The 22,123-nt window shown below is 37.0% G+C and carries 21 protein-coding genes; 6 read left to right on the plus strand and 15 right to left on the minus strand.

The features are described 5' to 3' along the window. Positions 1-150 precede the first annotated feature (150 nt). Positions 151-1,698, plus strand: a complete 1,548-nt coding sequence (locus V5M36_RS11820) for an LA2681 family HEPN domain-containing protein (RefSeq protein WP_338559243.1) — start codon at positions 151-153, stop codon at positions 1,696-1,698. Positions 1,699-1,964: 266 nt separating this feature from the next. Further along, complete coding sequence (locus V5M36_RS11825; RefSeq protein ID WP_338559245.1) at positions 1,965-2,945, plus strand: MBL fold metallo-hydrolase; 981 nt, start codon at positions 1,965-1,967, stop codon at positions 2,943-2,945. Positions 2,946-3,005: 60 nt separating this feature from the next. Here the strand turns inward: V5M36_RS11825 and V5M36_RS11830 are convergent, their stop codons facing one another. The 6 genes from V5M36_RS11830 to V5M36_RS11855 all read right to left on the minus strand — a co-directional run bounded on the left by V5M36_RS11830 (position 3,006) and on the right by V5M36_RS11855 (position 7,539). Continuing rightward, positions 3,006-3,680: a DUF799 domain-containing protein gene (locus V5M36_RS11830; RefSeq protein ID WP_338559248.1), complete on the minus strand. Its 675-nt coding sequence runs from the start codon at positions 3,678-3,680 to the stop codon at positions 3,006-3,008. Then, on the minus strand, positions 3,677-4,054 hold the full coding sequence (locus V5M36_RS11835) for a DUF4810 domain-containing protein (protein ID WP_338559250.1): 378 nt from the start codon (positions 4,052-4,054) through the stop codon (positions 3,677-3,679). Before V5M36_RS11835 ends, V5M36_RS11830 begins: the two co-directional genes overlap by 4 nt. Positions 4,055-4,076: 22 nt before the next feature. Further along, positions 4,077-4,751 (minus strand): CsgG/HfaB family protein, encoded by a 675-nt coding sequence (locus V5M36_RS11840; RefSeq protein ID WP_338559252.1) that lies wholly within the window; start codon positions 4,749-4,751, stop codon positions 4,077-4,079. Between the two features lie 552 nt (positions 4,752-5,303). Then, positions 5,304-5,927 (minus strand): LysE family translocator, encoded by a 624-nt coding sequence (locus tag V5M36_RS11845; RefSeq protein WP_338559254.1) that lies wholly within the window; start codon positions 5,925-5,927, stop codon positions 5,304-5,306. Between the two features lie 390 nt (positions 5,928-6,317). Further along, entirely contained in the window at positions 6,318-6,503 is a 186-nt protein-coding gene (locus V5M36_RS11850; protein WP_338559256.1) for an NF038215 family lipoprotein, read from the minus strand. Positions 6,504-6,867: 364 nt separating this feature from the next. Next, complete coding sequence (locus V5M36_RS11855) at positions 6,868-7,539, minus strand: D-Ala-D-Ala carboxypeptidase family metallohydrolase (RefSeq protein WP_338559259.1); 672 nt, start codon at positions 7,537-7,539, stop codon at positions 6,868-6,870. 189 nt (positions 7,540-7,728) lie between these two features. Here V5M36_RS11855 and V5M36_RS11860 point away from each other — a divergent pair, with 189 nt between their 5' ends. Continuing rightward, positions 7,729-8,598, plus strand: a complete 870-nt coding sequence (locus tag V5M36_RS11860; RefSeq protein WP_338564187.1) for a 1-aminocyclopropane-1-carboxylate deaminase/D-cysteine desulfhydrase — start codon at positions 7,729-7,731, stop codon at positions 8,596-8,598. An 81-nt stretch (positions 8,599-8,679) separates the two neighbouring features. Further along, on the plus strand, positions 8,680-9,879 hold the full coding sequence (locus tag V5M36_RS11865) for an NAD(P)/FAD-dependent oxidoreductase (RefSeq protein ID WP_338559262.1): 1,200 nt from the start codon (positions 8,680-8,682) through the stop codon (positions 9,877-9,879). Positions 9,880-10,112: 233 nt separating this feature from the next. On the opposite strand, the gene V5M36_RS11870 is transcribed toward V5M36_RS11865, so the two are convergent. The 3 genes from V5M36_RS11870 to V5M36_RS11880 form a co-directional block, all read right to left on the minus strand. After that, a complete protein-coding gene (locus tag V5M36_RS11870; protein ID WP_338559265.1) occupies positions 10,113-10,280 on the minus strand; it encodes a hypothetical protein in 168 nt (55 codons plus the stop codon). Positions 10,281-10,482: 202 nt separating this feature from the next. Next, positions 10,483-12,177, minus strand: coding sequence for a mechanosensitive ion channel (locus V5M36_RS11875; protein ID WP_338559267.1), 1,695 nt, complete (start codon positions 12,175-12,177; stop codon positions 10,483-10,485). A 419-nt stretch (positions 12,178-12,596) separates the two neighbouring features. Next, the gene (locus tag V5M36_RS11880; RefSeq protein ID WP_338559269.1) at positions 12,597-12,866 is read right to left on the minus strand and encodes a hypothetical protein; all 270 of its coding nucleotides are present in this window, start codon (positions 12,864-12,866) and stop codon (positions 12,597-12,599) included. Positions 12,867-13,050: 184 nt separating this feature from the next. On the opposite strand from V5M36_RS11880, the gene V5M36_RS11885 reads away from it, so the two are divergent. Beyond that, entirely contained in the window at positions 13,051-13,473 is a 423-nt protein-coding gene (locus V5M36_RS11885; RefSeq protein WP_338559271.1) for a hypothetical protein, read from the plus strand. Positions 13,474-13,617: 144 nt separating this feature from the next. Here the strand turns inward: V5M36_RS11885 and V5M36_RS11890 are convergent, their stop codons facing one another. Next, positions 13,618-14,379, minus strand: coding sequence for a ferredoxin--NADP reductase (locus V5M36_RS11890; protein WP_338559274.1), 762 nt, complete (start codon positions 14,377-14,379; stop codon positions 13,618-13,620). Positions 14,380-14,463: 84 nt separating this feature from the next. Here V5M36_RS11890 and gigC point away from each other — a divergent pair, with 84 nt between their 5' ends. Further along, positions 14,464-15,342, plus strand: coding sequence for a LysR family transcriptional regulator GigC (gene gigC, locus V5M36_RS11895; RefSeq protein ID WP_338559275.1), 879 nt, complete (start codon positions 14,464-14,466; stop codon positions 15,340-15,342). 186 nt (positions 15,343-15,528) lie between these two features. Here gigC and V5M36_RS11900 read toward each other — a convergent pair whose 3' ends face one another. The 5 genes from V5M36_RS11900 to nuoM all read right to left on the minus strand — a co-directional run bounded on the left by V5M36_RS11900 (position 15,529) and on the right by nuoM (position 22,122). Next, positions 15,529-17,577 (minus strand): hypothetical protein, encoded by a 2,049-nt coding sequence (locus tag V5M36_RS11900; RefSeq protein ID WP_338559276.1) that lies wholly within the window; start codon positions 17,575-17,577, stop codon positions 15,529-15,531. A 231-nt stretch (positions 17,578-17,808) separates the two neighbouring features. Then, on the minus strand, positions 17,809-18,105 hold the full coding sequence (locus tag V5M36_RS11905) for a cold shock domain-containing protein (RefSeq protein WP_338559277.1): 297 nt from the start codon (positions 18,103-18,105) through the stop codon (positions 17,809-17,811). Positions 18,106-18,189: 84 nt separating this feature from the next. Beyond that, on the minus strand, positions 18,190-18,825 hold the full coding sequence (upp, locus tag V5M36_RS11910) for a uracil phosphoribosyltransferase (protein WP_338559278.1): 636 nt from the start codon (positions 18,823-18,825) through the stop codon (positions 18,190-18,192). Positions 18,826-18,945: 120 nt separating this feature from the next. Further along, a complete protein-coding gene (nuoN, locus tag V5M36_RS11915; protein WP_338559280.1) occupies positions 18,946-20,502 on the minus strand; it encodes an NADH-quinone oxidoreductase subunit NuoN in 1,557 nt (518 codons plus the stop codon). A 3-nt stretch (positions 20,503-20,505) separates the two neighbouring features. Next, entirely contained in the window at positions 20,506-22,122 is a 1,617-nt protein-coding gene (nuoM, locus tag V5M36_RS11920) for an NADH-quinone oxidoreductase subunit M (protein WP_338559281.1), read from the minus strand. Position 22,123 lies beyond the last annotated feature (1 nt).

Raw genomic sequence — 22,123 nt, forward strand, 5'->3', positions numbered from 1 at the left:
GAGAGGACTCATCCATCACTAGATTTATTCTGTATTACTCCTTCTACATTCAGGAGATTGGAAGCACTGCTTTACAATGGTCGAGGTAACTTTAGACACTTATCGGAAGCTCTGCTATATTTTAGTAGGACTTTTATATAAGTTATTTGGATGAAATTAGAGCTAAATGAAATTAATGAAGCTATAAACGCTATTTCTAATTCTATCGATGCTGGTGAATGGACTGATGCACTAATAGGTTGTGAAATGATGTTAGGTGAATTAGAAAAAAATGCAATATCAGAGTATTCTCTTAATCTTTTTTTTAATTTAGCAAGTCATTATATTGATGCAGGCACATATTTAAGAAATAAAGATGCTGTTTTAAGTGGGATTAACATTCTTGAAAAACACCGCAGTCACTACGAAGACAAATTTATAAATCACTTCTTTTATAACTTAGCAAATGCCAAAATTAGCATTGCAAATAATTTTGGCTATAAAAATGAATTATTAAGCTACGAAAATAGCGAACTGTATAGTGAAGCAAAAAATCTTTATTGGCAAAATTTCAAAAAAATTAACAAAGATACAAATACAAATCTTTATTATCAAAATTTAATCAATTTAGCGAATACATTAAAACAACAGTATCGATTCTCTGAAGCTATGTTTATATATGAAAAGATAGCTTTAACTAAACTAGACTACCCAGAAGCATTTCTAAATAGAGCTACATGCTTAGAAACGTTTGATAAGTTTTTAGATCATCGTACTGAAAAAATGATTCAAGAAATAATAAAAGGCTATACCTTCGTGTATTTATCCCCATTTACAATAAGTGTATATAAACCTAGTTACTTGGAAAGAATCCATTTTTTAAAATCTCAAATTAACGATTTTGACGAAGATGACGAAATTAAGAAAAATAAAGAAGACCTTTTGCAAATGTCTGATTTTAGACAATGGTGTATAAAAGAAAATCTAACTTTGAATATTCATGGAATGTATTGTTCATGTATAGCCAATGAACGAGATAACTTAACATTATTTGAAGGTGTCGTTTCTTCTGAAAATATTCTAAAACACGAACAATACTTAAATCGTATTAAAGCTGAATTTTCATTAGTTCGTGCTCTCCTATATGAATCTAAATTTACTGAGAGCTCTATAGTTGATTTTGAAAGTTGTTATTCCGAATTAAATGATCATGAGATTATCAATATAAGATCAGAAAAGTTAAGAACTTGCTTCAGATTATGCTTTTCAATATTAGATAAACTAGCAATATTTTTATGTCATTATTTTTCACTTAAAATTGAAAAAAATACTGCATTTAATAACTTTTGGCATAAAAATAAATCTATTTTAGAAATCAAAGAAAATTTTGCTTTGATTGCAATTAATAGCCTTATATACGATCTAAATGAGCAAAATGGACAATTTGGATTTTATAAAATTTGGCGAAACTCACTAGAGCATCATATTTTATTTTTAGTTCCAGACTCATTTGAGTTATCTAATGATTCGACACATACTTATGTAAAAATCAGCGAGTTTGAAAGTAGTCTTCAGAATTTACTTCAATTTACACGATCTGCTATCTTCTCAACTGTATTCTCAATCATTGAGGATTTACGTCAAAAAAAACCTAATGATCGTGAAAATACAATAGAAATTACGGTTCATAAGAAAGATTTTAATCAATTTATTAAGTAGTTAAAACAGTCTTCAATCACATGACCTGCGACATGGATGTAGCCCGTTCGTTAGAGGCAAACGGATGTGCCCTCTAACGAACAAAGGATTTTTGTTACTTTTGATCCTTCAAAAGTAAGGCAAAATTTCCTCAATATATAGATTCCCTCACCCCGACCCTCTCCCTGAGCAATATATGGCGCAAGAGAAGGAGCTTTCAACTAATTTTAAACTCATCAATAAATATGTTAAAAAAGATATATCCCTTTAAGTTTAATAAGAATGCTATGAAAACTTTAAAACCGCTTTTGATCGCCCTCGCCCTAAGCTCTACCACTTTCACAACAGTTCAAGCAGCCGAATCCAACACGACTAACCACCAAGCCTCAAAACAAGTAGCAGGTTACTACCATCACCAAATCGGCAATACCCAAATCACTGCCCTACTCGATGGTACAAACTTCTTAAAACCTGAACAATTTAAAGGGCTGAGTCCTGAACAAAAAGATGAAATTCTGAACAAATACTATGTTGATCAAAGCAAAGGTATACAAACCTCTGTGAATGCTTTCTTGATTAAGACAGGCGATCAACTCCTCATGGTCGACAGTGGTGCTGCAAGCTGTTTTGGAGCGCATCTAGGTTCAATCTATAACAACCTCAAAGCATCGGGTTATCAACCTGAGCAAGTGAATGGCATATTTCTCACCCACTTACATCCAGACCATGTCTGCGGTATCTCAAACAACGGCGTGCCAAATTATCCAAATGCGACGCTGCATATAGCAAAAACTGAATACGATTACTGGCTGAATCCTAAAACAGTCAATAGCTTGCCCAAAGAAAAACAAGCAGGCTTCTTAGGCACAGTTGAAAAAATTAAAGCTGCATTAGCGCCTTATGAAAAAGCCAAGAAAGTGAAAGTTTTCTCGGATAAATCACTCGCATTTGGCGGGATCACATTTAAACCGTCATTTGGTCACACACCGGGACATTACAGCTTTAAATTGAAAGCGGACGATCAAGACGTTGTATTTATTGGAGATATTGTACATTCACATACACTACAGTTTGAAAAGCCTGAAACAGCCATCGAATTCGATATTGATCAGAAATCAGCAATTCAAACCCGTCTAAAACACTTTGCAGAATATGCAAAAGATGGACAACTCATCGCTGCACCGCATTTACCCTTCCCAGGGATTGGTCATATTTATTCAAAAGATGGTTCAAGTTATCAATGGATCCCTGTCCATTTTAAAGATTAAAAAAATCCCCTCACTGGAGGGGATCATTGATTAAGAGGATGATTGTTCAAAAAAATATTTTTATTGCTGTGGACTCATCGAATTTTGAACAAAATTCGGTGATCTCGGGCCGTATAAAAGTCCTTTTTGCTGAGCCAGTCGCGGGGTATAGAGCTGACTACTCACAGAGCGAGACAAGGTATATCCTTTGTCATTCAAATGATTGGCAATTTGATCGACCAATGCACCCACCAAAGCGCCAAGTAGACCGCCATTATCGTTGGCTTGCTGCAACTTTTCTTGGCCTTCCCAAAGCAATTGACCTGTTTTTAAGTCAACCAGTTTGGCTTCAACTGCAACCGAAGCAACAGACTGTAAAACTTGGTACTTCGAACCATATTCTTTAACTTTGATGTACAACGCAGCATCCGCACCGAAAATTTCTTTTAATTTTTTCGGATCAATCGCTTGCGCATCAAAACCATTGAACACTCCATTTTCCTTGAGCATCGTATCGACGACAGCAATCGGGAAAACATAGTAGCCTGCTTCAGCGACAGGCAAAGTCACAGTTGACCAATAGCCATAAGTTGCACGAGTATCAGGTGATTCATTCACTGGCGGCAACACCAAAATTGATTTCGGCATGTTCGCAGCAAAAGTCGCTAAATCGCGGTTATTTTTTGGCGACATTGCACAGCCTGTTAATAATGTCGTGACAACGCCAAGCGCTAAAAGTTGTTTGATTATTTTCACTTTTTAGACACTCCAGCTGCTGTACCACCCATTTTCTTTAACAGTCGATCCATCAAGACAGTCGATTCAGGATAAACCTGACGCTCTAACTCAAAATATTCCGCTGCCCGTGTCGCATTTTGCGCATTAAGATTCATCAAACCCAAATGTGCATAAACGCCTGGTGGTACAGCCAAATTTTTCGCTTTGGCTTTTTCAACATCTTTCTCTAGCTTTAAGATTTGTTCTTGAGGTGAAGTTTTTTCAGGTAAGCTCAACAACAAATACGACTGTTGAGGATATTCCCCCCAACTGTATAAAGCTTGGGGAGCGGAGGCGCACCCCACTAAACTTAAAGTGGCCAAACCACATAAAGTTAAGAATATTTTTTTCATTTATTCAAACCTTTGTATGATTTTATTTGGTTGACCACTTGTTGGTTTGTACATCAACAACCAAATTATTCACTGCTTCACGAACAGCCAAATCTAAGACTTTACCGTTCAAAGTCGAATCATAAGACGCTGTAGAACCAAAACCGAGTACTTCACGTTCGCTTAATGCATATTCGCCTGCACCTTGAACGGAATGTACAACTTCAGCAGTTTTTACATCGACGACATTTAAATTCACTTTTGCATAGGCAATTTGCGTTTTACCGCGGCCTAAAATACCAAACAGTTGATGATCACCGACTTCTTTACGACCGAATTCAGACACGTCACCAGTGAATACAAAACGTGCACCTTTAATCGCCTGAGCTGTTTTATTAAAACCTGCTTCTTGTTGTAATGCGGTCAAATTATCACGATTTAAAACTGAGAAATATCCAGTCTGCTGGAGATGTGTTTCTAGAATAGTTTTGGCTTGTCCACCTAAACGGTCAACATTATCAGAGAAGATTCCGCGCATGTAGCTTGAACGATTATCAAACTGACCAATCGAAACAGGCGTTTTGATTCCTGTATATTTAACTGCGGCTGTTGCAGCCGTCACTTGCGGCGCTTGGATGGTTCTAGAAGTTTCAGTAGTTGAGCATGCTGACAATACGAGGCCAGTAAGAACGACTGTTAAAGTTAATTTATTAGACATATTTTACCATAAGGTTTTATTATAAATAAGGAGCGCATGATATCAATGAAATCGCTTAAAAAGAATAATTTGTGATGAAAATCATCATTTTTTTATTTTCTAGTTCTTATCTTCTTGTTCTTATTTTCTAGTTCTTTATCTAGTTCATAATGTGATCTAAATAATTTTATCTTTAAATAATCTTATCTTTAAATGATCCCAGCTTAAAGCTTCATCTGAATCGATAAATTGACTTCATCATCAAGCAATCTACGCGCTTACTTAATTTACTCATCTTACTCAATTGAAAGAAGCCGATCTGCCAACGATGATACCGTGAAAATATTTTGATCAAAAACTTATGACCAAAAGCATCTTATTAGGGGACATTAATTAAAAGAAGATCAACGTTTAAGGTCTAAAATTTAAGGTTTAATGATTTGGAAATGAATGAGATTAATTTTAAACTTTCATAGGGTTTGAACCTAAAGAAAGTTTCCTCTAAATATTTATTTCAATCAAGATTTTTAAGGATCGATACGACTCAATATGAATATTAATAAGATGCTTGTGTTATTTCATACCAAAAATGAGTTTTAAACCCAATACCGTCATAACAGTACCTGCAGCACGATCAAAACCCGCTTTAAATTTTAGATACACACGGCGTGGTTTCTCTGCGGACAATGCCACAGCGACCAATGAGCACCATCCCGCATCTATGAAAAAGCACAACAAAGGCAAGAAAAAATAATAATAAGTAGGAATAACTTTAGGTAAAAGTGCTGTAAAAATACTGGCGAGAACAATAGCAATCTTTGGATTTGATAATTGAGTAATTAGTCCTGTCATAAATGCACGGCGTAATGACATTTGCGTTTCAGTCGTTGGATAATGATCGATCGGCTCTTTAGCATGTTTGATGATTTTAAAAGCAAGCCAAAGTAAATAAAGACCACCACAAATTTTTAAGATGATATATGCAGATGGCACTGCCAATAAAAATGCTTGTAGACCTAATACCGCCAGCAAACCAAATATTGCTGCACCCGCACCTGTCCCCAATGCCGTAAATAAACCATGTTTTCTTGAAATCGCAATCGAATTTTTGGCGACATAAATTGAAGTCGGCCCTGGACTCATCGCACCTAACATTAGAGCAAATGCAATTGAGCCTAAAATCCAAAATGATTCCACAACGCCACCCTAATTTAAATTCACGAACAGATTCTACAGATTTAGAAGTTGAATATCTCGCTATTTTTTTATCGATTTAAAAAAGTCAGCGTAGATCTTACTTAAATCCAGTTTAATGTGTGATGAGATGATGAATGAAATTGCTCACTTAAAAGCATTTAAATATATAAATAGATCAAGAAACTTTAGCGCACAAATTAAGCTTAGCGCATTTTTCACAAATAAACGTGTTATTTACAACCAAGCACATTTTCAAGAATAGCTTTTTTAAATATCACTTGTTCAAACGTATCAATGAATAAACATGATGAAAGAAGTGTAATAAACATTGAAGTTAATTCGAGATCTTTTTCATGTCATTCATCATGCAGACATTTCGAAAGATGCACCTTAATCTTTAAGCTGAATTTGCTCAGCACTTAAATCTTGAGCAAGTTTGTAATCACGCTCATATACAGGCACACCGCCAATAATCATAGTGCGTAATTCAGTTTTAGGCTTAAATGGATCTTTGTTATCACATCCGCTGCTCAATAAGGCGATAACAATGAATATAGCTTGGGTAAGTGTTTTCATACTGCCCCCTCATTATTGTTTTATCGGCTGAATATCCTTTCTTCTCTCCAGCATAACATTGAACAGTCTAAAATATATACAAAATATAAGAATAATGATTAAGATTTTATGTCTATAATTTTAAACTCTATTCAATTTATGCTATTCCATTCAGCACTTTAGAATCTTTTTAAAAGCTCCTTCATACGCAATAAATTGATCCATAGCATCCCTTCTCCCAGAGGGAGAAGGAATTTCCTCTATCAATTTAATGCTTCAAAATGATCATTTTTGATTTATTAAGTGGCTTCTTGTTTAAGCTAAAATCAATTTAAAATATTCAGCAAATCATATAGATAAAATTTATTGATCTTGTTCAGTTACTTCATTTTAAACACGGTGAGCTTGCTGACTTATAACCCACACCCCAAGTTCGATATCCTTGCGTATCAATATGAAAGCGTTGTTTGCCATAAACACCTAATCCTAAACGATACTGCCGCCCTTCTTTACGCCAAAATTCACATAATCTTTGTTCTACTAGATCAGTATCTGCATAAGGTTTGAAATTTTGATCTAAGGTTTGAAAATCAACTGCATAATTTTTTAAATGTTTGCTTTTTTGCGCACCTTTTACACAGCTGTTGGCTTCCTGACTGCGATATACAGACACAATTTTATAATGATCATACACGCCATTGAGCTGTAGTTTTTCAATCAGTTGTAAGGTCGGTAATAAATTTTTCCACAATGACTTTGGCGGTAAACTAAATCGAAATTTCTCGCACTCTCCACCGAGTGGATGTGAATTATAAGTTAACTCGAATAAGGTCGGTTTTTGTTTTAAATGCGTGTTGAAATAATTCTGATACTGCTCCAATTCCACTGGATTTTGAGTCTTTTTCCATTGTTCAAATTGATCTAGATGCGCTTGCATAATCGATTGCTTTTGATTTGGCTTAAGTGGTTTAACTTTTTCAACTTTATCTTCGCTTGGTTGACAACCTAATAGACAAGCACTTAAAAAAATGAAAGAAATAAAATAGTGATTGGTCATTGTGAATATATTTTCTAGTGCATTGATGGTATCAAAATCAATTCTAATGTATCGATCACTGTCTAAGTTGGTCCATTACAATTCATCACACAGATGAAAACTCATAAAATAGCGAACGCTCACTGGACCGCATTGACACTTTTTTTCGATACAATATCACTTGCCTTCGCCTGTATAGATTATTTTGTGATGTTTGATGAAATCGCCCTAGAAATTCCCTATCAAAATATTCAGTATAAGCAAGTCACCCTCACCATTAAACGTTTGGATTTAGTTCATCCGCAAATATCAGGTAATAAATTTTTTAAACTAAAATATAACTTTCTTGAAGCAAAGCGTCAGCGTCTGAAAAAAGTACTTACCTTCGGCGGGGCTTATTCAAATCACATTGCCGCGACCGCTTTTGCAGCGCATCAGTATGGCTTTAAAAGTGTGGGCATCATCCGTGGTGAAGAGTTAGCTAATCGTCCGCTAAATTCAACTTTACAAACGGCACAGCAGTTTGGCATGACATTCAAGTTTGTCAGTCGTGAAGACTATCGACAAAAAGATCAACCTGAATATTTAGCACAGCTAATTCAGCAGTTTCCTGAGTATTATGTTATTCCAGAAGGTGGCACAAATGCCCTTGCTATTCGGGGTTGTCAGGAGATTTTAAGCGCTAAAGATAAAGCTCATTTTGACTTAATATGCTGTGCTGTCGGTACCGGTGGGACGATTACGGGTCTGATTGAAGCCAGTGATCCGCATCAACAGGTCTTAGGATTTTCCGCCTTAAAAGGTGATTTCTTAAATAAAGATATGACTCAACTCACTCAGAAATCAAACTGGCAGATTATCGATGATTATTGTCATGGCGGCTATGCCAAAACCACAGCAGAACTCATGCAATTTATTGACAGTTTTGAAACTCAATACAACATACCACTAGAACACGTTTATACCGCTAAAATGCTCTATGGCATATTTGATTTAATTGATCAGCAAAAAATAACATCTACAACGAAAATACTAATCATCCATTCAGGCGGTCTACAAGGTCGGCTGGCTTCAATTTAAGTTCATCTGGATCAAGATAAGCCCTGAAAAAAAAGCTAAACTTGTCTATAATGCCCAGCTTTATTTTCCCGTGAGTTAGTCATGTCTACAAATCAATATGATGTTGTCATTTTAGGTGCGGGTGCATCTGGCTTAATGACAGCATACATGGCTGCTCAACGTGGACGAAGAGTTGTGGTTCTGGAAAAAGCCAATAAAGTGGGTAAAAAAATACTCATGTCGGGTGGTGGTAAATGTAATTTCACCAATTTGTATGTAGAGCCTGACAATTTCATTTCTCATAATCCACATTTCGTCATTTCAGCTTTGACTCGCTATACCAATTGGGATTTTATTGGTTTGGTTTGTGAGTATGGGATTGAATACGAAGAGCGTAAGCATGGACAGCTGTTCACACTCAACGGCGCTAAAGAAATTCTAGCAATGCTGTTAGCAGAATGTGAAAAAACAGGATTGGTGGATATTAAGACCAGTGCTGAAGTCAAAGCCGTCAATGCCATCGATGACCATACTTTTCAAGTGGCAACGTCTATCGGTTATTTTCAATGTGAATCTGTGGTTGTTGCTTCTGGTGGTTTATCTATTCCAACTTTAGGTGGCTCAGGTATTGGTTATGATATCGCTAAACAGTTTGGTCATCACATCTACCCGACTCGGGCAGGCTTAGTTCCTTTTACATTCTCAGATGGTTTTAAGGAAGTCACCACACGTTTAAGTGGTAATGCTGTTGATGCAACGTTATCGAATGAGCTGAATAGTTTTACTGAAGCGTTATTGTTCACGCATCGTGGTTTGAGTGGACCAAGCTCTTTACAGCTTTCAAATTATTGGGAAGCGGGACAAAGTTTTAAAGTGAATTTCTTACCGTATATTGATCTGTTTGACTTCTTTAAAACCAAGAAAAACAGTCAACCGAAAGTATTATTACGGACCTTATTGACTGAGCACTTACCTAAAAGTGTTGTCTTAGAATTACAAACTTTAATTTGGTCAGATGTCGCGGAAATGTCGATTGGCAATATCAGCGATGAAAAATTAGAACACGTTGCACAACGCTTACATGCATATGATGTTAAACCATCTGGAACTGAAGGTTACCGAACTGCTGAGGTTACTTTGGGTGGTGTAGACACGACTGAGGTTTCATCAAAAACCATGGAAAGTAAGAAGCAAAAAGGCCTGTACTTTGTCGGTGAGATCCTTGATGTTTCGGGGCATTTGGGCGGATTCAATTTTCAATGGGCATGGTCATCTGCACATGCAGCATCGCAATTTGTTTAACTTATATCTTCAATATGAGAGCACGAAAATAATATTAGAACCTGAACATCCACTTGAGATATTGATCAGATTCAATACGAACTCGATCTCAATCTTTATACATCAAGGGATTGAGTTATTTTTAAAGCCCGATCAACATTCATTTGTATTCAGACATAAACCTGCTTCCTGAACCATTAAGGATGGCTGAAAATAAGGATAGCTGATAATTCATTCTCCTGTTGAAGATCTGCTTAAGAATCTTGCTGAGAATTTTGAGCGTTCAATTCCTCTGTTTTTACATCAACTTTTTTTTCATCATCTGATTTAGCAAAAACGAATTTGAACGCGCTGGCCAAAAACCCGATGGTAATACCCGCAATCACAATAGGTGCTATAAACTTATTGGGTTTCTTTTTCATTGTTATTTTCCTCTTTAAATAGTCCGCTCATATTTGAATGAACAGCAGCTCATTTTCAATCTCTGCTCTCTTCAAATACTTTAAAATTTTAATCATTATCATCTTTGAATTCAATCTTATGCTTTTTGCATTCTCCTCAAATAAGGTTAAGAATAAAAAATCAGCCACGATATCGTGACTGATCTTAAATACAAATTAAAGGTTATTTTAGGTCATCTTGCGGTTTATCATTTAACAGTGATTCACCGGTAGATCCAAATGGATTATTCAACGGTTTGTCCGTTGGCTTTACATCAGCACCCGCTGGTAGATCCTTATTTAGATATTCTTCAGATACCGTGGTTGAATCCATTTGCTCTTGTAGCGGAGCAACTGGCGTGGTTTTTGAGTCAGATTGTTCTGATCCACGTAATGGATTAGGTTTATCTGCTTCGTCTTTTGCTTTATCGATCAAATCCGTCAATAAACGCTCAGCCGGTTGACGACCGCCTAATCCGAAGGCCAAAGCAAATGCCACTGCAACAGCACCTAAGGTTAAGCCAAAGGCTAAGTTAACAATCGAATCTGCGATGCCCATTGCGCGTAAACCCATTGCGACAACTAAGCCCATGATCAAAACACGAACTAACGTACCTAACCAACGTGAGCTGTTGTTCTCACCACGTTGTACGACATTCGCAACGATATTCGCCAGCCAAAAACCGATGACCAAAATCACAGCGCCCAGTAAAATATTGGCACCGAAATAAATAAACATGGCGATCAATTCGCTGACTTGCTCAAACCCAAGTCGATTCGCCGCTTCTGAAACAGCAAATAACATAGTAAAGAAAACGATCAGATAACCAACAACACACGACAGTTTAGTTGTTCCTAAAAAGCGTTGAATATCTAGTTTCGCTGGAACCTCATCTAAGCCAGTACCTGAAACAACATCAACCACCAAATTAGCAACGAATCGCGCCACCACATAAGACAGAATCAGGATTAAACCTGCTGCAATAATATGAGGAATTGCATTCATAATTTCATACAGCATTGCAGTTGCAGGTTGTGAAATTGCATTCACACCCAATGCTTCAAATGCAATAATTAATGACGTAATGATGATGATTGCAAAGACAAATGATCCCAAAACCTTAGGTAAATTGGAGTTTTTAAATAATCCAATTTTTTCTGCTTGCTGTTGAACATTTAAGCTTCCTAATAAACCTTCAACAATACCGCGTACAATTTTTGCCAAGATATACCCAACAAAAACAATAATACCCGCCATAAATATATTCGGCAGATAACCTACAGCTTCATTCACCATGTTTTGAACTGGGTACAACAAACCATTCAAACCGAGGATAGAAAGTACGATCGGTAAAAATAGAAGTAGAATCAACCAATAAACAATTTCACTAATATTTTGGCTGATGGAAGTCACGCCTACATCTTGGCTCAACTTTTCATCCAGTTGGGTACGATTTAACAGCTTGGTCAGTCCAACTTTTACTAAATTTGCAACAATCCAACCAATAAAAGCAACGGCGACTGCGGCTAAAAGTTGAGGAATGAACAATAAGAACTGTTGAACCATATTACTAAACGGACCACTTACGCTGGTCAAATTCAACACATTCAATGCGCCGATCACAGCAATGATCATCACGATCCAAAAGACGACTCGAGAAACAATATTTTCGATATTAGAACGATGCCCGGTCGCAGTTGATAAACGCTGATTCGTATTGAGTTTACTTAATAATTTTTTTATACCTGCAGCAATGATGAGTGCAACAATCCAACCGACAATCAAAATAGCCACAGCGGCTAAAATCGGGTGAAATTGTTCCCAGTAGTACGCAGCATCAAATCCACCACGTGACGGACTGTTAAAATAGTCGTTCATACCTTCACCTCTTGTCTAAATTTAGTTTTTCTAATCGCAACTTTTGTTCATTTATTTTGTTTAAAACTCATTCATTTTGTTTAAAACTATAGTTATTAAGCTTGAGTTATTAAGCTCGAAAAAAATGATTAAGCTTGGACAATTTTAAATAAATAATGATTACATGTTTATTTCTAAGCCTTTGTTAAAGCTAATTTGTTTAATCAATTCTTTAGTTAAAGCAATAAAGTTTAGCCTTAGATTTGTTAATCCATCTCTACACCTTAGATTTGCTCTAGATTGGGTTCAACCTTTTTCAACCATATGCTGCATAATTACTACATATCATGTACATAAGCGCTTAAATCCATAAATTATAGACCCACAAAAAAGCCCTAGAACATGTCTAAGGCTGTATGCTTTCTCTACGATGAACTCGACTACTGTGCTGTCGCAGTATCTTCTGCAATGGCCGTCGTTGTATTGTTGACAGCAGAATCATCAGATGCTGTCGCTGTGTTTGAATCATTGGTGGATGTTGCAGGAATAGATTGATCAATTTGCTCAGGATTACGATCAGCAAGTACATAGAAAATAAACGATGCTAAAAATATTCCGACAATAATCAAAATAAATACAGGAATCCGTTTTCTTCTATTCGATTGTTGATGATTGGGATCTTGGGGCGGCTTATTGAAATCTTGAGTCATGATTCACCCTCACTTATATTTTGTTGATTAAGTTTATTTATACTAATAATTATACTAACAAGCACTTATGTTGTTTTGTGTGAATAATCATTATCAATTCGTAGTGATGTAATTTTCAGAAGATCAGAAGAATTTAACAAAATGGGCTATAATATGTTCCCCCATCTTTTCGCTGTTGAATTTTATGACCTATTCGAGGCAAAGTGTCTCTTTAGATTTAGACACAGATGTCACTCATCAATGTTACTTACATAGTACTCGCGATGAGCATTTGATTGGAATTATTGAATTCAATAAACCAAGCTATATTTTAAAATGGGGTGACTTAGAATATTTCCGTAGAAAGACGGAAGAGTTTTCTGTCATGCCTTTCCCTGAGTGTATCAATGCAATGATTATTGATATTCGTAATATTGCGGCGTTCTTAGACAACGAAGTACCGATTATTCCTTGGCGGCTTTTAGAAGAAGATTGCCCGATTCGCTTAGTCGTTCCACATGATCGTGTGGATCATTATGCAGGTCTTTTTGAACCGACATGGCTCACTAGTGATGTGGAAACTGCAATTCAAGAAATCCGCCAATTTATGGACATGTTTGTGCATTAATTTTTGAAATAATTAAAAAACCTCCATTTTGGAGGTTTTAAATTGAAAAGAATAATTTGAATTAGCCCAATATTTGAACGCGCTTAATATTTGAATAGGCTTAATATTTATTTAGACTGGTCGTTGAGTTCAAAACCCATCGCGTTACCAATAATTTTCAACCGCTATATTACCTTCACCACGACGGTTCATGGTTAAGCCACGCGCTTTTAAAGCCTCTTTCGTGTCTTCAACCATTTCAGGATTCCCGCAAAGCATAATATGTGTTGATGCTGGATTAAAACAAAGCCCCGCTGTTTCTTCTAATTGACCATTTTCAATCAAAATCGGTAAACGATCATGTAAAGGTGCTTCAGGATCACGGGTAATAATCGGAATGAATTTAAAACCTGTATGGCCTTCGCCAAAAGTTTCAACGATTTCTTCAATACGCTTTGAATAAGCCAATTCCGATGCTGTACGAACGCTATATACCAGATTAATCTGGGAATACTTTTGCCAAGTTTCAAAATCTTGTAACATCGAAATAAAAGGCGCAAGCCCCGTTCCTGTTGCCAATAACCATAAGTCATGTGGTGCAGGCAATTGATAACGCGCCAGTGTTAAAAACCCATAAGGTATTTTTTCTAAATAAAGTTCATCATCAACTTTCAAGTGTTGAAGATTAGATGTAAAAGCACCATCCGGTACAACAATAGAGAAAAACTCTAAAGTCTCATCAAACGGTGAAGACACCACAGAATAAGCACGTACAACGAGACCATCACCCACTTTCAAACCAATACGGGCAAATTGGCCTGCAGTAAACTTAAAATGTGCAGGCCGTGTCATCGTGAAACTAAACAATGTGCTGGTCCAACGATGTACAGACAAAACTTTTTCTAGGCTAAATTTCTCAAATGACATAATTTCTACGTGGCACGATAGACTCTGCTCATGGTAGCATGACCCAGTAATTTATTAATATTTTTTCACATTAAGGCTTCATCCATGCGCATGACACTACGCCAATTGGCAGTTTTTGTAGCCGTTGCTCAAGAAGGTACTGTAACGAAGGCGAGCGATGCCGTCCGACTGACTCAAAGTGCTGCGAGTATGGCTTTGGCAGATCTGGAAGATGGTTTAGGCGCACCGTTATTTGATCGCTTAGGTAAACGTTTACAGTTAAATGATCTCGGTCGTTTCTTGCTTCCTCAAGCGCTCGAAATTCTGGGTCGTTGTGAGTCTTTTGAACAGGCTGCCAAAGGTGAATTACAAAGTATTGATTTGCGCATTGGAGCCACGCTCACCATCAGTGATTACTTAATGCCAGACTTAATGGCGAATTTTCTACAAGCTCAACCTCAAGCTCATCTACAACTACAGGTTGGCAATACACGTCAAATGATCGAAGCGGTAAATCAATTCCAGTTAGATTTGGCGTTAATTGAAGGTTCATGTCATTTACCTCAATTACAATCGATCCATTGGCGTGATGATGAACTTGCCGTGTGTTGTTCACCTAATCATCCAATCGCACAATTAAATCGACCAGTAACGATTGAAGATTTTATTGATGCCGAATGGGTTTTGCGTGAGGAAGGTTCAGGTACACGTGAAGTTTTCGATAACGCTATTTTAAAAGACTTACCAAATGCCAATATTCGCCTGACACTGGGTCATAATGAAGCGATTCTAAAAATCGTGGCGGGTGGTCTAGGTTTGTCATGTATTTCAAAGCTTGCCATTGAGCCTTTATTAGAAAAACAGCAACTGGTTGAAATTAGCACACCTTTCTGGCAATTAACTCGTCCCTTATTTATGTTGGTGCATCGTCAAAAATATAAAGGACCTGGCTTAAAAGCCTTTATGAAGTTTTGTGATGAATAATTTGTGGTGAATCATTAAATTATTTTTGATAAATAATTTTGTTAACCGTTAAATTCAAAATATAAAAAAGCCCATATTATTTGGGCTTTTTTATATACTATGACAATGCTTTATTTGATCCGATCCTAACAAATGATTCACACCTGACAACTGTTGCAAAGCCTGATCTGATAGAAGCTCGTCCGATTAATTTCCATGTGAACGGCGTTGCTCTTCTATTTTTTGTTCTTGCTCAAGCATATAAATCGTTAATTTAGCCTGTTGCTCAGACTTATATTGTTGAAATCTTTGATATCCCCACATACTTCCATTCACCAATACCAATGCCGCGATGACCGACATAACTGTAAAGTTCAATATCTTTGTCCTTTTTTGTCGTTTTTTATTCTTTAAACTTTTATTTTGAACAGTTGAAAACTGATTTTCACTTGAACTCACATTTTTCTTTTGCGTTAAATGAATGCAATTTTTCTTCTTAATCGCATCAACAATTGCTGGATCTGGAGCTTTAAGCTGTCCTTGAAAATAATGTTTGTCACTGGTCGAATTTGCTGATGCAGATAGCATTGATTCTTTCCAACGTTCAAATTTTTTAATATTAGGTTGTGTTGAAAAATATTCCCCATCTTTAGTATGGACTCTGTTCGCAAGCGGCAATACTGGAACTGCTGATTTATGTAAAACCTTGCTCTCCTTAGCGACTGCTAGCTCCGCATTAGAAAACAACTCAACGTCTTCAAAAGATATTTTTTTTAACTCTTCAGAAGATTGTTCTGGACTATTTTCCCCTTCAAAAATAACCGAGTCCTTATTGAGTTTATCAAAATCGAGTTCAAATTCAATGTTGAAAAATTCAGAACTCAACGCTTCATCCTGTTTGTTTTGTTCTATTTTTTCATTTTCAACAGGAATTTGGAGATCGGTTTCTGACGAAACTTGACCTGAGTTTAAGATTTTATAATTTAATTCAAATTCCGGAATGACATCATTGTCAGCTTTTTGGTTTTTAATTTTTAAGCTTTCATTTTCATGCTGTTCATTGATAAAGCCATCATTATTCGCTTGAGTGATTGTGTTTCCAGAAGAATCTGTATGATTAACTTGCTTATGGTTATCTACTTGCTGTACTGCTAAACGACCAAAATCAAGTTCAAACTCTTCTGGTTCAGCAGGCTGCGCATTCGCAGCATCGTTTTGTTCGAATGCAGTCTCTTCAGTCTGATCAACTTCACTATGAATATTTAAATTTTGTAAGTCCGAAAGTTTCTCAAAATTTAATTCAAATTCTACAAGTGGAAAAGGGAGATTTGAATCTTTTTCATCATCAAAATTATCTCGCGCCCTTTCATCATGTTGCACAGTAGACTCAATAAGATTCGGCTGCTTGGTATTTAATGCTTCATAATTTAATTCAAACTCTTGAACGCTTTCAGTGCTTTCAGTGCTTTCAGTGCTTTCAGTGCTTTCAGTGCTTTCAGTGCTTTCAGTGCTTTCAGTGCTTTCAGTGCTTTCAGTGCTTTCAGTGCTTTCAGCATGCGGATTTTCAGATTTTAGTTGATTATTTTCTTCTGCTATTTTTAAATCTGAGCCATGATCTATCTCCTGTGTTGTCTGCTCTAAATCATCCTTATTTGATTGTTCGAGACTTGAACTCAACAGTTTTCTGATCAGTTCATTTTCAGCATTTTGTAAAATCAATTTTGATTGAAGACTTTGTGGTGAATGAAACGCCTCAGTTGTTTGATGCTGCTCATTAACTTTAAAAGTTTCATTTAGATCGATCTTTGGCTTTAAATCAATATTTTGTTTTATTTTGGCTGATTGCTTTTCAACATTTTGAATTGCTGTTTGTTTAACTTGAGGTTTTGCAATAACGTTAACCTGTTTCGTAACACCTTCATCAGCTTGGCTAATAACAGATTTTTGAGTAGATTCTTTTCGGTTTTTTTCTTTTAATAAAACATTAGAAGTCTTCGCTAATTTCGAGCTTTGGCTTTGAACAGAACTCTGCTCAGTTCGAGCATTTTTATTGTCTAAACGGACAATATATTTTGCATATTTATCATTCGCTTCATCGACCAGAATACATTTAACCCGCTCCCCAATTTGCGGCTGAATGATCGAGTTTGGTAGATCTTTTAAATTAAAGTGAACTGTTATTTTTTGCTCATCAATATATATTGTTCCGACTTTATTTTCAGAATCATACGTATGTAATACTCCCCTGTAAAACATAAACTTCCCCAGTCCCGCTTGAATTCAATGTATAAGAATCAAAATTTTAAAATTTTTAAAGACACGCAATAATACAAAGGAGGCTCCCCCGCCTCCTTTGTATTTTAATCACGTTTTAATCTTTTTGTACAGACACAAAAGCAATAACGATTCAATCACTTAGTTTAAGACAAAGATAAATTTTGGACTGAAATTGAATCTTCATCCTTCTGTTTATTTTGTCTTAAATCATTATCTTAGAAATTTTGACAACAAATCTGTCGTAATGGCTTCGTTATGTTGCAAAATTTTTCTTTGCTTGGTTTTTGCAGGGTTTGGATCAAGTTTCTCGATACGCGTTGCCTTGAGTTTTTCCCCATTTTCTTCAAGCACAAATTTAACCTTATCATTTCTTTTAGGCTCTTCTTCAGCGCCTTCTGGAAAATCAGAAATATGGAAAAAAACATCTTCTCCAGCCATAGAAATAAAACCAAAACCTTTCTCTGGATTATATTTAACCACTTTACCGAATTGATATTCTAACTTCATGATCGTTGCCCTATTGTTTAAGCATTTGAATAACAGTATATAAAAAAGAGGCCAGAAGCCTCCTTTTTTGCTCAAAATCTTAAATTAATCTTTTTGAACTGAACCGAAGATTTTATCGCCTGCATCACCCAGACCTGGAATGATATAGCCCTGTTCATTCAAACCTTGGTCAATTGAAGCCGTAAAAATAATTACATCTGGATGTGCTGCTTCTACACGCTTGATCCCTTCTGGCGCCGCAACCAATACCATCACACGGATGTCTTTACAACCACTTGCTTTAAGCACATCAATCGCTGCAACCAGTGATGAACCTGTTGCTAACATTGGATCAATAATCATTGCTAAACGATTTTGAACATCAGGGACTAACTTTTTATAATAAGTACGCGCTTCAAGCGTTTCTTCATCACGCTCAAGACCTAATACAGATACTTTGGCACTTGGAATGAGATTTAAAAAGCCATCTAACATGCCAATACCTGCACGTAGAATCGGGACAACTGTTATTTTTTTGCCTGCAATACGATCGACAACCACTTTACCATTCCAACCATTAATCTCGTGATCAACAATCTGTAAATCTTTGGTTGCTTCGTAAGTGAGAAGCATCGTTACTTCTTGAGCAAGTTCACGGAAGTTCTTGGTGCTGATATCTGCACGACGCAATAAACCTAATTTATGACGAATGAGCGGATGACGGATTTCTTGAATGGGCACGGGAGAACACCTAAAACATAAAAGTAAATTTCCACTATTATAAATGTTTTTTATATAAGAAATAAGAAAAGCCCTCAATCAATGAGGGCTTTTTTTGTTAATCACGACAGGATTTTCAGATTATCGAATAATTGCCTGTAAAGGGGCGATCATTTGAGCATTTTGCGCAATCGCGATTACTGGATCTGGATAAACACCAATCACCAATACAGCGAGTGCAGCAAGAAGTACCATGATACCACCGACTTTCTGTCCCCAATGCTTATCTGCATCGATACGTGGAACATCTGGCGGTGTCATATACATCACAATCATGACACGTAGGTAGTAGTACAAACCAATACCCGAACCGATAATAATCATTGCCGCATAGAACCAATGCGCACCTGAAACAACCGTCATCACCAGCATAAATTTACCGATGAAACCAGCAGTTAACGGAATACCCGCTAAAGACAACATCATCACCGTCAATGTTGCAGTCAATACTGGACGACGCCAGAACAAACCACGGTAATCTGCCAGCGTTTCAGCTTCGTCACTATTATTATATGGACTAGACATCAACGCGACTGCACCAAAGGCACCAATCGTCGTCAATACATAAGTCAATATATATAGGCTCACTGAGGTTAAACTTAAAAATGACATTGAAACGATGGCCAAGATTAAATAACCAAAATGTGCAATTGAAGAGTAAGCCAAAATACGTTTGACATTCACTTGCTTAACCGCAAGTAAGTTACCCACCAAAATAGACATCACAGCAATCACGATCAACACGGTATTGATCGATTCAATGTTCAATACGCCTGAAGACAGTAAATAACGTACAAATACCCCAAGCATTGCAACTTTCGCAACTGTTGCCAAGAACGTTGCAATCGGTGCTGGCGCACCAGCATAAACATCTGGTGTCCATTTATGGAATGGAGCAAGTGACAATTTAAACGCGACAGCCGCAATGATTAAGCCTAGACCCAAAATACCAAATACTGAAACCAGTTGCGCACCATACTGTGGTAAATAGGCTTGTAATGCCGCTTCAACAGCAGGATCGCGTGTATTAATTAGCGTCCAAACTAAACCATCGACATGACCAGCAAAAGACAATGAGCCTAATACTGAATACATGTACGCCATACCCATGAGTAAGGTCGCAGAAGCGGTTGCTGAAAGAACTAAGTATTTCACGCCTGCTTCAAGTGAGTTGCCACGTTGGTACGTGTAAGCAATCAAACCATAAACAGGAATAGACATTAATTCTAAGCTGATAAAGAACGATACAAAGTGTGAGCTTGACACCATTAACATTGCCCCTGAAACAGAGATCAACATCAATAGATAAAGTTCTTCACGATTGTCTTTATACGTTTCAATATAAGCGTGAGACAAGGTACAACATGCTAATGCAGCCAGCAAAATAATGACTTGATAGTACAGTGAGAATGGATCCACCATAAATAAGTTCATTACGTTTGGAGAAACCTGTGGCCCCATAAACAAACTATATAGAATGTTTAACAAGGCAAGGTTTAGACCAATCACTGATACTGTCGCAATCAAATTATGATTACGTTTAATTGCAGTCAAGATCATGACAACGATTGCTGTCAACGCAACAATCATGACTGGAGCCAATGGCATTAGCTCAGAAAAAGAAACTGTGAAGTTCATGACTTATTGCATCTCCACATTTTGTTGTAATACGACTTGTTCTGTCACATCAACAACTTCTTGTACTGGGATATAGCTGTTTGCAATCCACATCATGCTTGAGTTTGAAATATCAAGGAATGTTTGCGGATATAGACCCAACCATAAAAGACCAACAGCACAAATTAACAAAATACTAAGCTCACGCGCATTCAAGTCTTTTAATGGGCTTGCATAGTGTTGTTTTTGCTCTTCGTTTGGTGTTCCAAACAATGCTTTGTGAATGAGGATTAAACCATATAGTCCTGCAAACACTAAGCTGATCGCTGCAATAATCGTAAACATTGGGAAACGACCAAATGAACCCATTAAGATCAGGAATTCACCAATAAAGTTACCCAAGCCAGGAATACCGACTAACGCTGCAACGAAGAACATCAAGAAGAAAGGTAAATATTGGAATTGACCTCGGATACCACCCATTAAACGTAAATCACGTGTGTGTAAACGCTCATAGACTTGACCACACATAATGAACAATGCAGCAGATGACAAGCCATGTGCCAACATCATGATCATTAAGCCTTGGAATGTTAAAATATTACCTGCGTAAATCGCGAGTAATACAAAGCCCATATGTGAAATAGATGTGTAAGCCAATAGACGCTTCATATCGGTTTGCTGGAAAGCACACCAAGCGCCGTAGAAAATACCAATTAAACCCAGAATAATCGCGACGTCTGCAAATTGTGCAGAAGCGACTGGGAAAAATGGAATAACAAAACGCAATAGACCGTATGCAGCAGTTTTAATCAAAATACCTGCCAAGTCTACAGAACCTGCTGTAGGTGCTTGTGCATGCGCATCTGGTAACCAACCGTGTAAAGGGAACACTGGAAGTTTTACTGCGAAACCAATAAACAAACAGATCATAAATGCAAAAGCAATCGAGGCTGTTTGAGGGTTTGCATCAAGTGTATTGGCTACACTGAGTAAATGGTTATAACCAAAAGCAATTTGATCCGTCATTGCATATCCATAGATCACCAGACCTAAGATACCAACAAGCATGATCAAACCAGCAACTTGCGTATAAATAAAGAATTTAGTCGCTGCATAAACACGCGATTTACCATCTGCTCCTTTATGACCCCAAAGTGCGATCAAGAAGTAGATTGGAACCAGCATCATCTCCCAGAAGAAGAAGAAGAGGAACATGTCAATCGCTAGGAATACACCGATCACACCACCTAAAGACCATAAAAGGTTTAAGTGGAAGAAACCAACGTTCTTTTGAATTTCACCCCATGAACAACCTACTGCCAGTACACCTAACAATGCCGTTAAGCCCACCATAAGCAGTGATAAACCATCCACAGCCAAGTGAATGTTAATCCCCAGAGATTGAATCCAAGGAACATAAAATTCTGCTGACCAAGATGGTGCCGCAGCACCTACTTGATAGCTAAATGTTCCACTTTGCCATAAAGCAACAGTCAAGCCTAATGTAATCAGCATGCCGAATAAAGCAATATAGCGTGGAAGATGTTCGTCGACTTTATCAACCAACCAACACACAAAACCAGCAATGAACGGTACAAGGATCAGCGCGGGTAAAAACCAGTTGTTTGGATTTTCCATG

The sequence above is a fragment of the Acinetobacter sp. KS-LM10 genome (genome assembly GCF_036896575.1).
Classification (GTDB): Bacteria; Pseudomonadota; Gammaproteobacteria; order Pseudomonadales; family Moraxellaceae; genus Acinetobacter; species Acinetobacter avistercoris.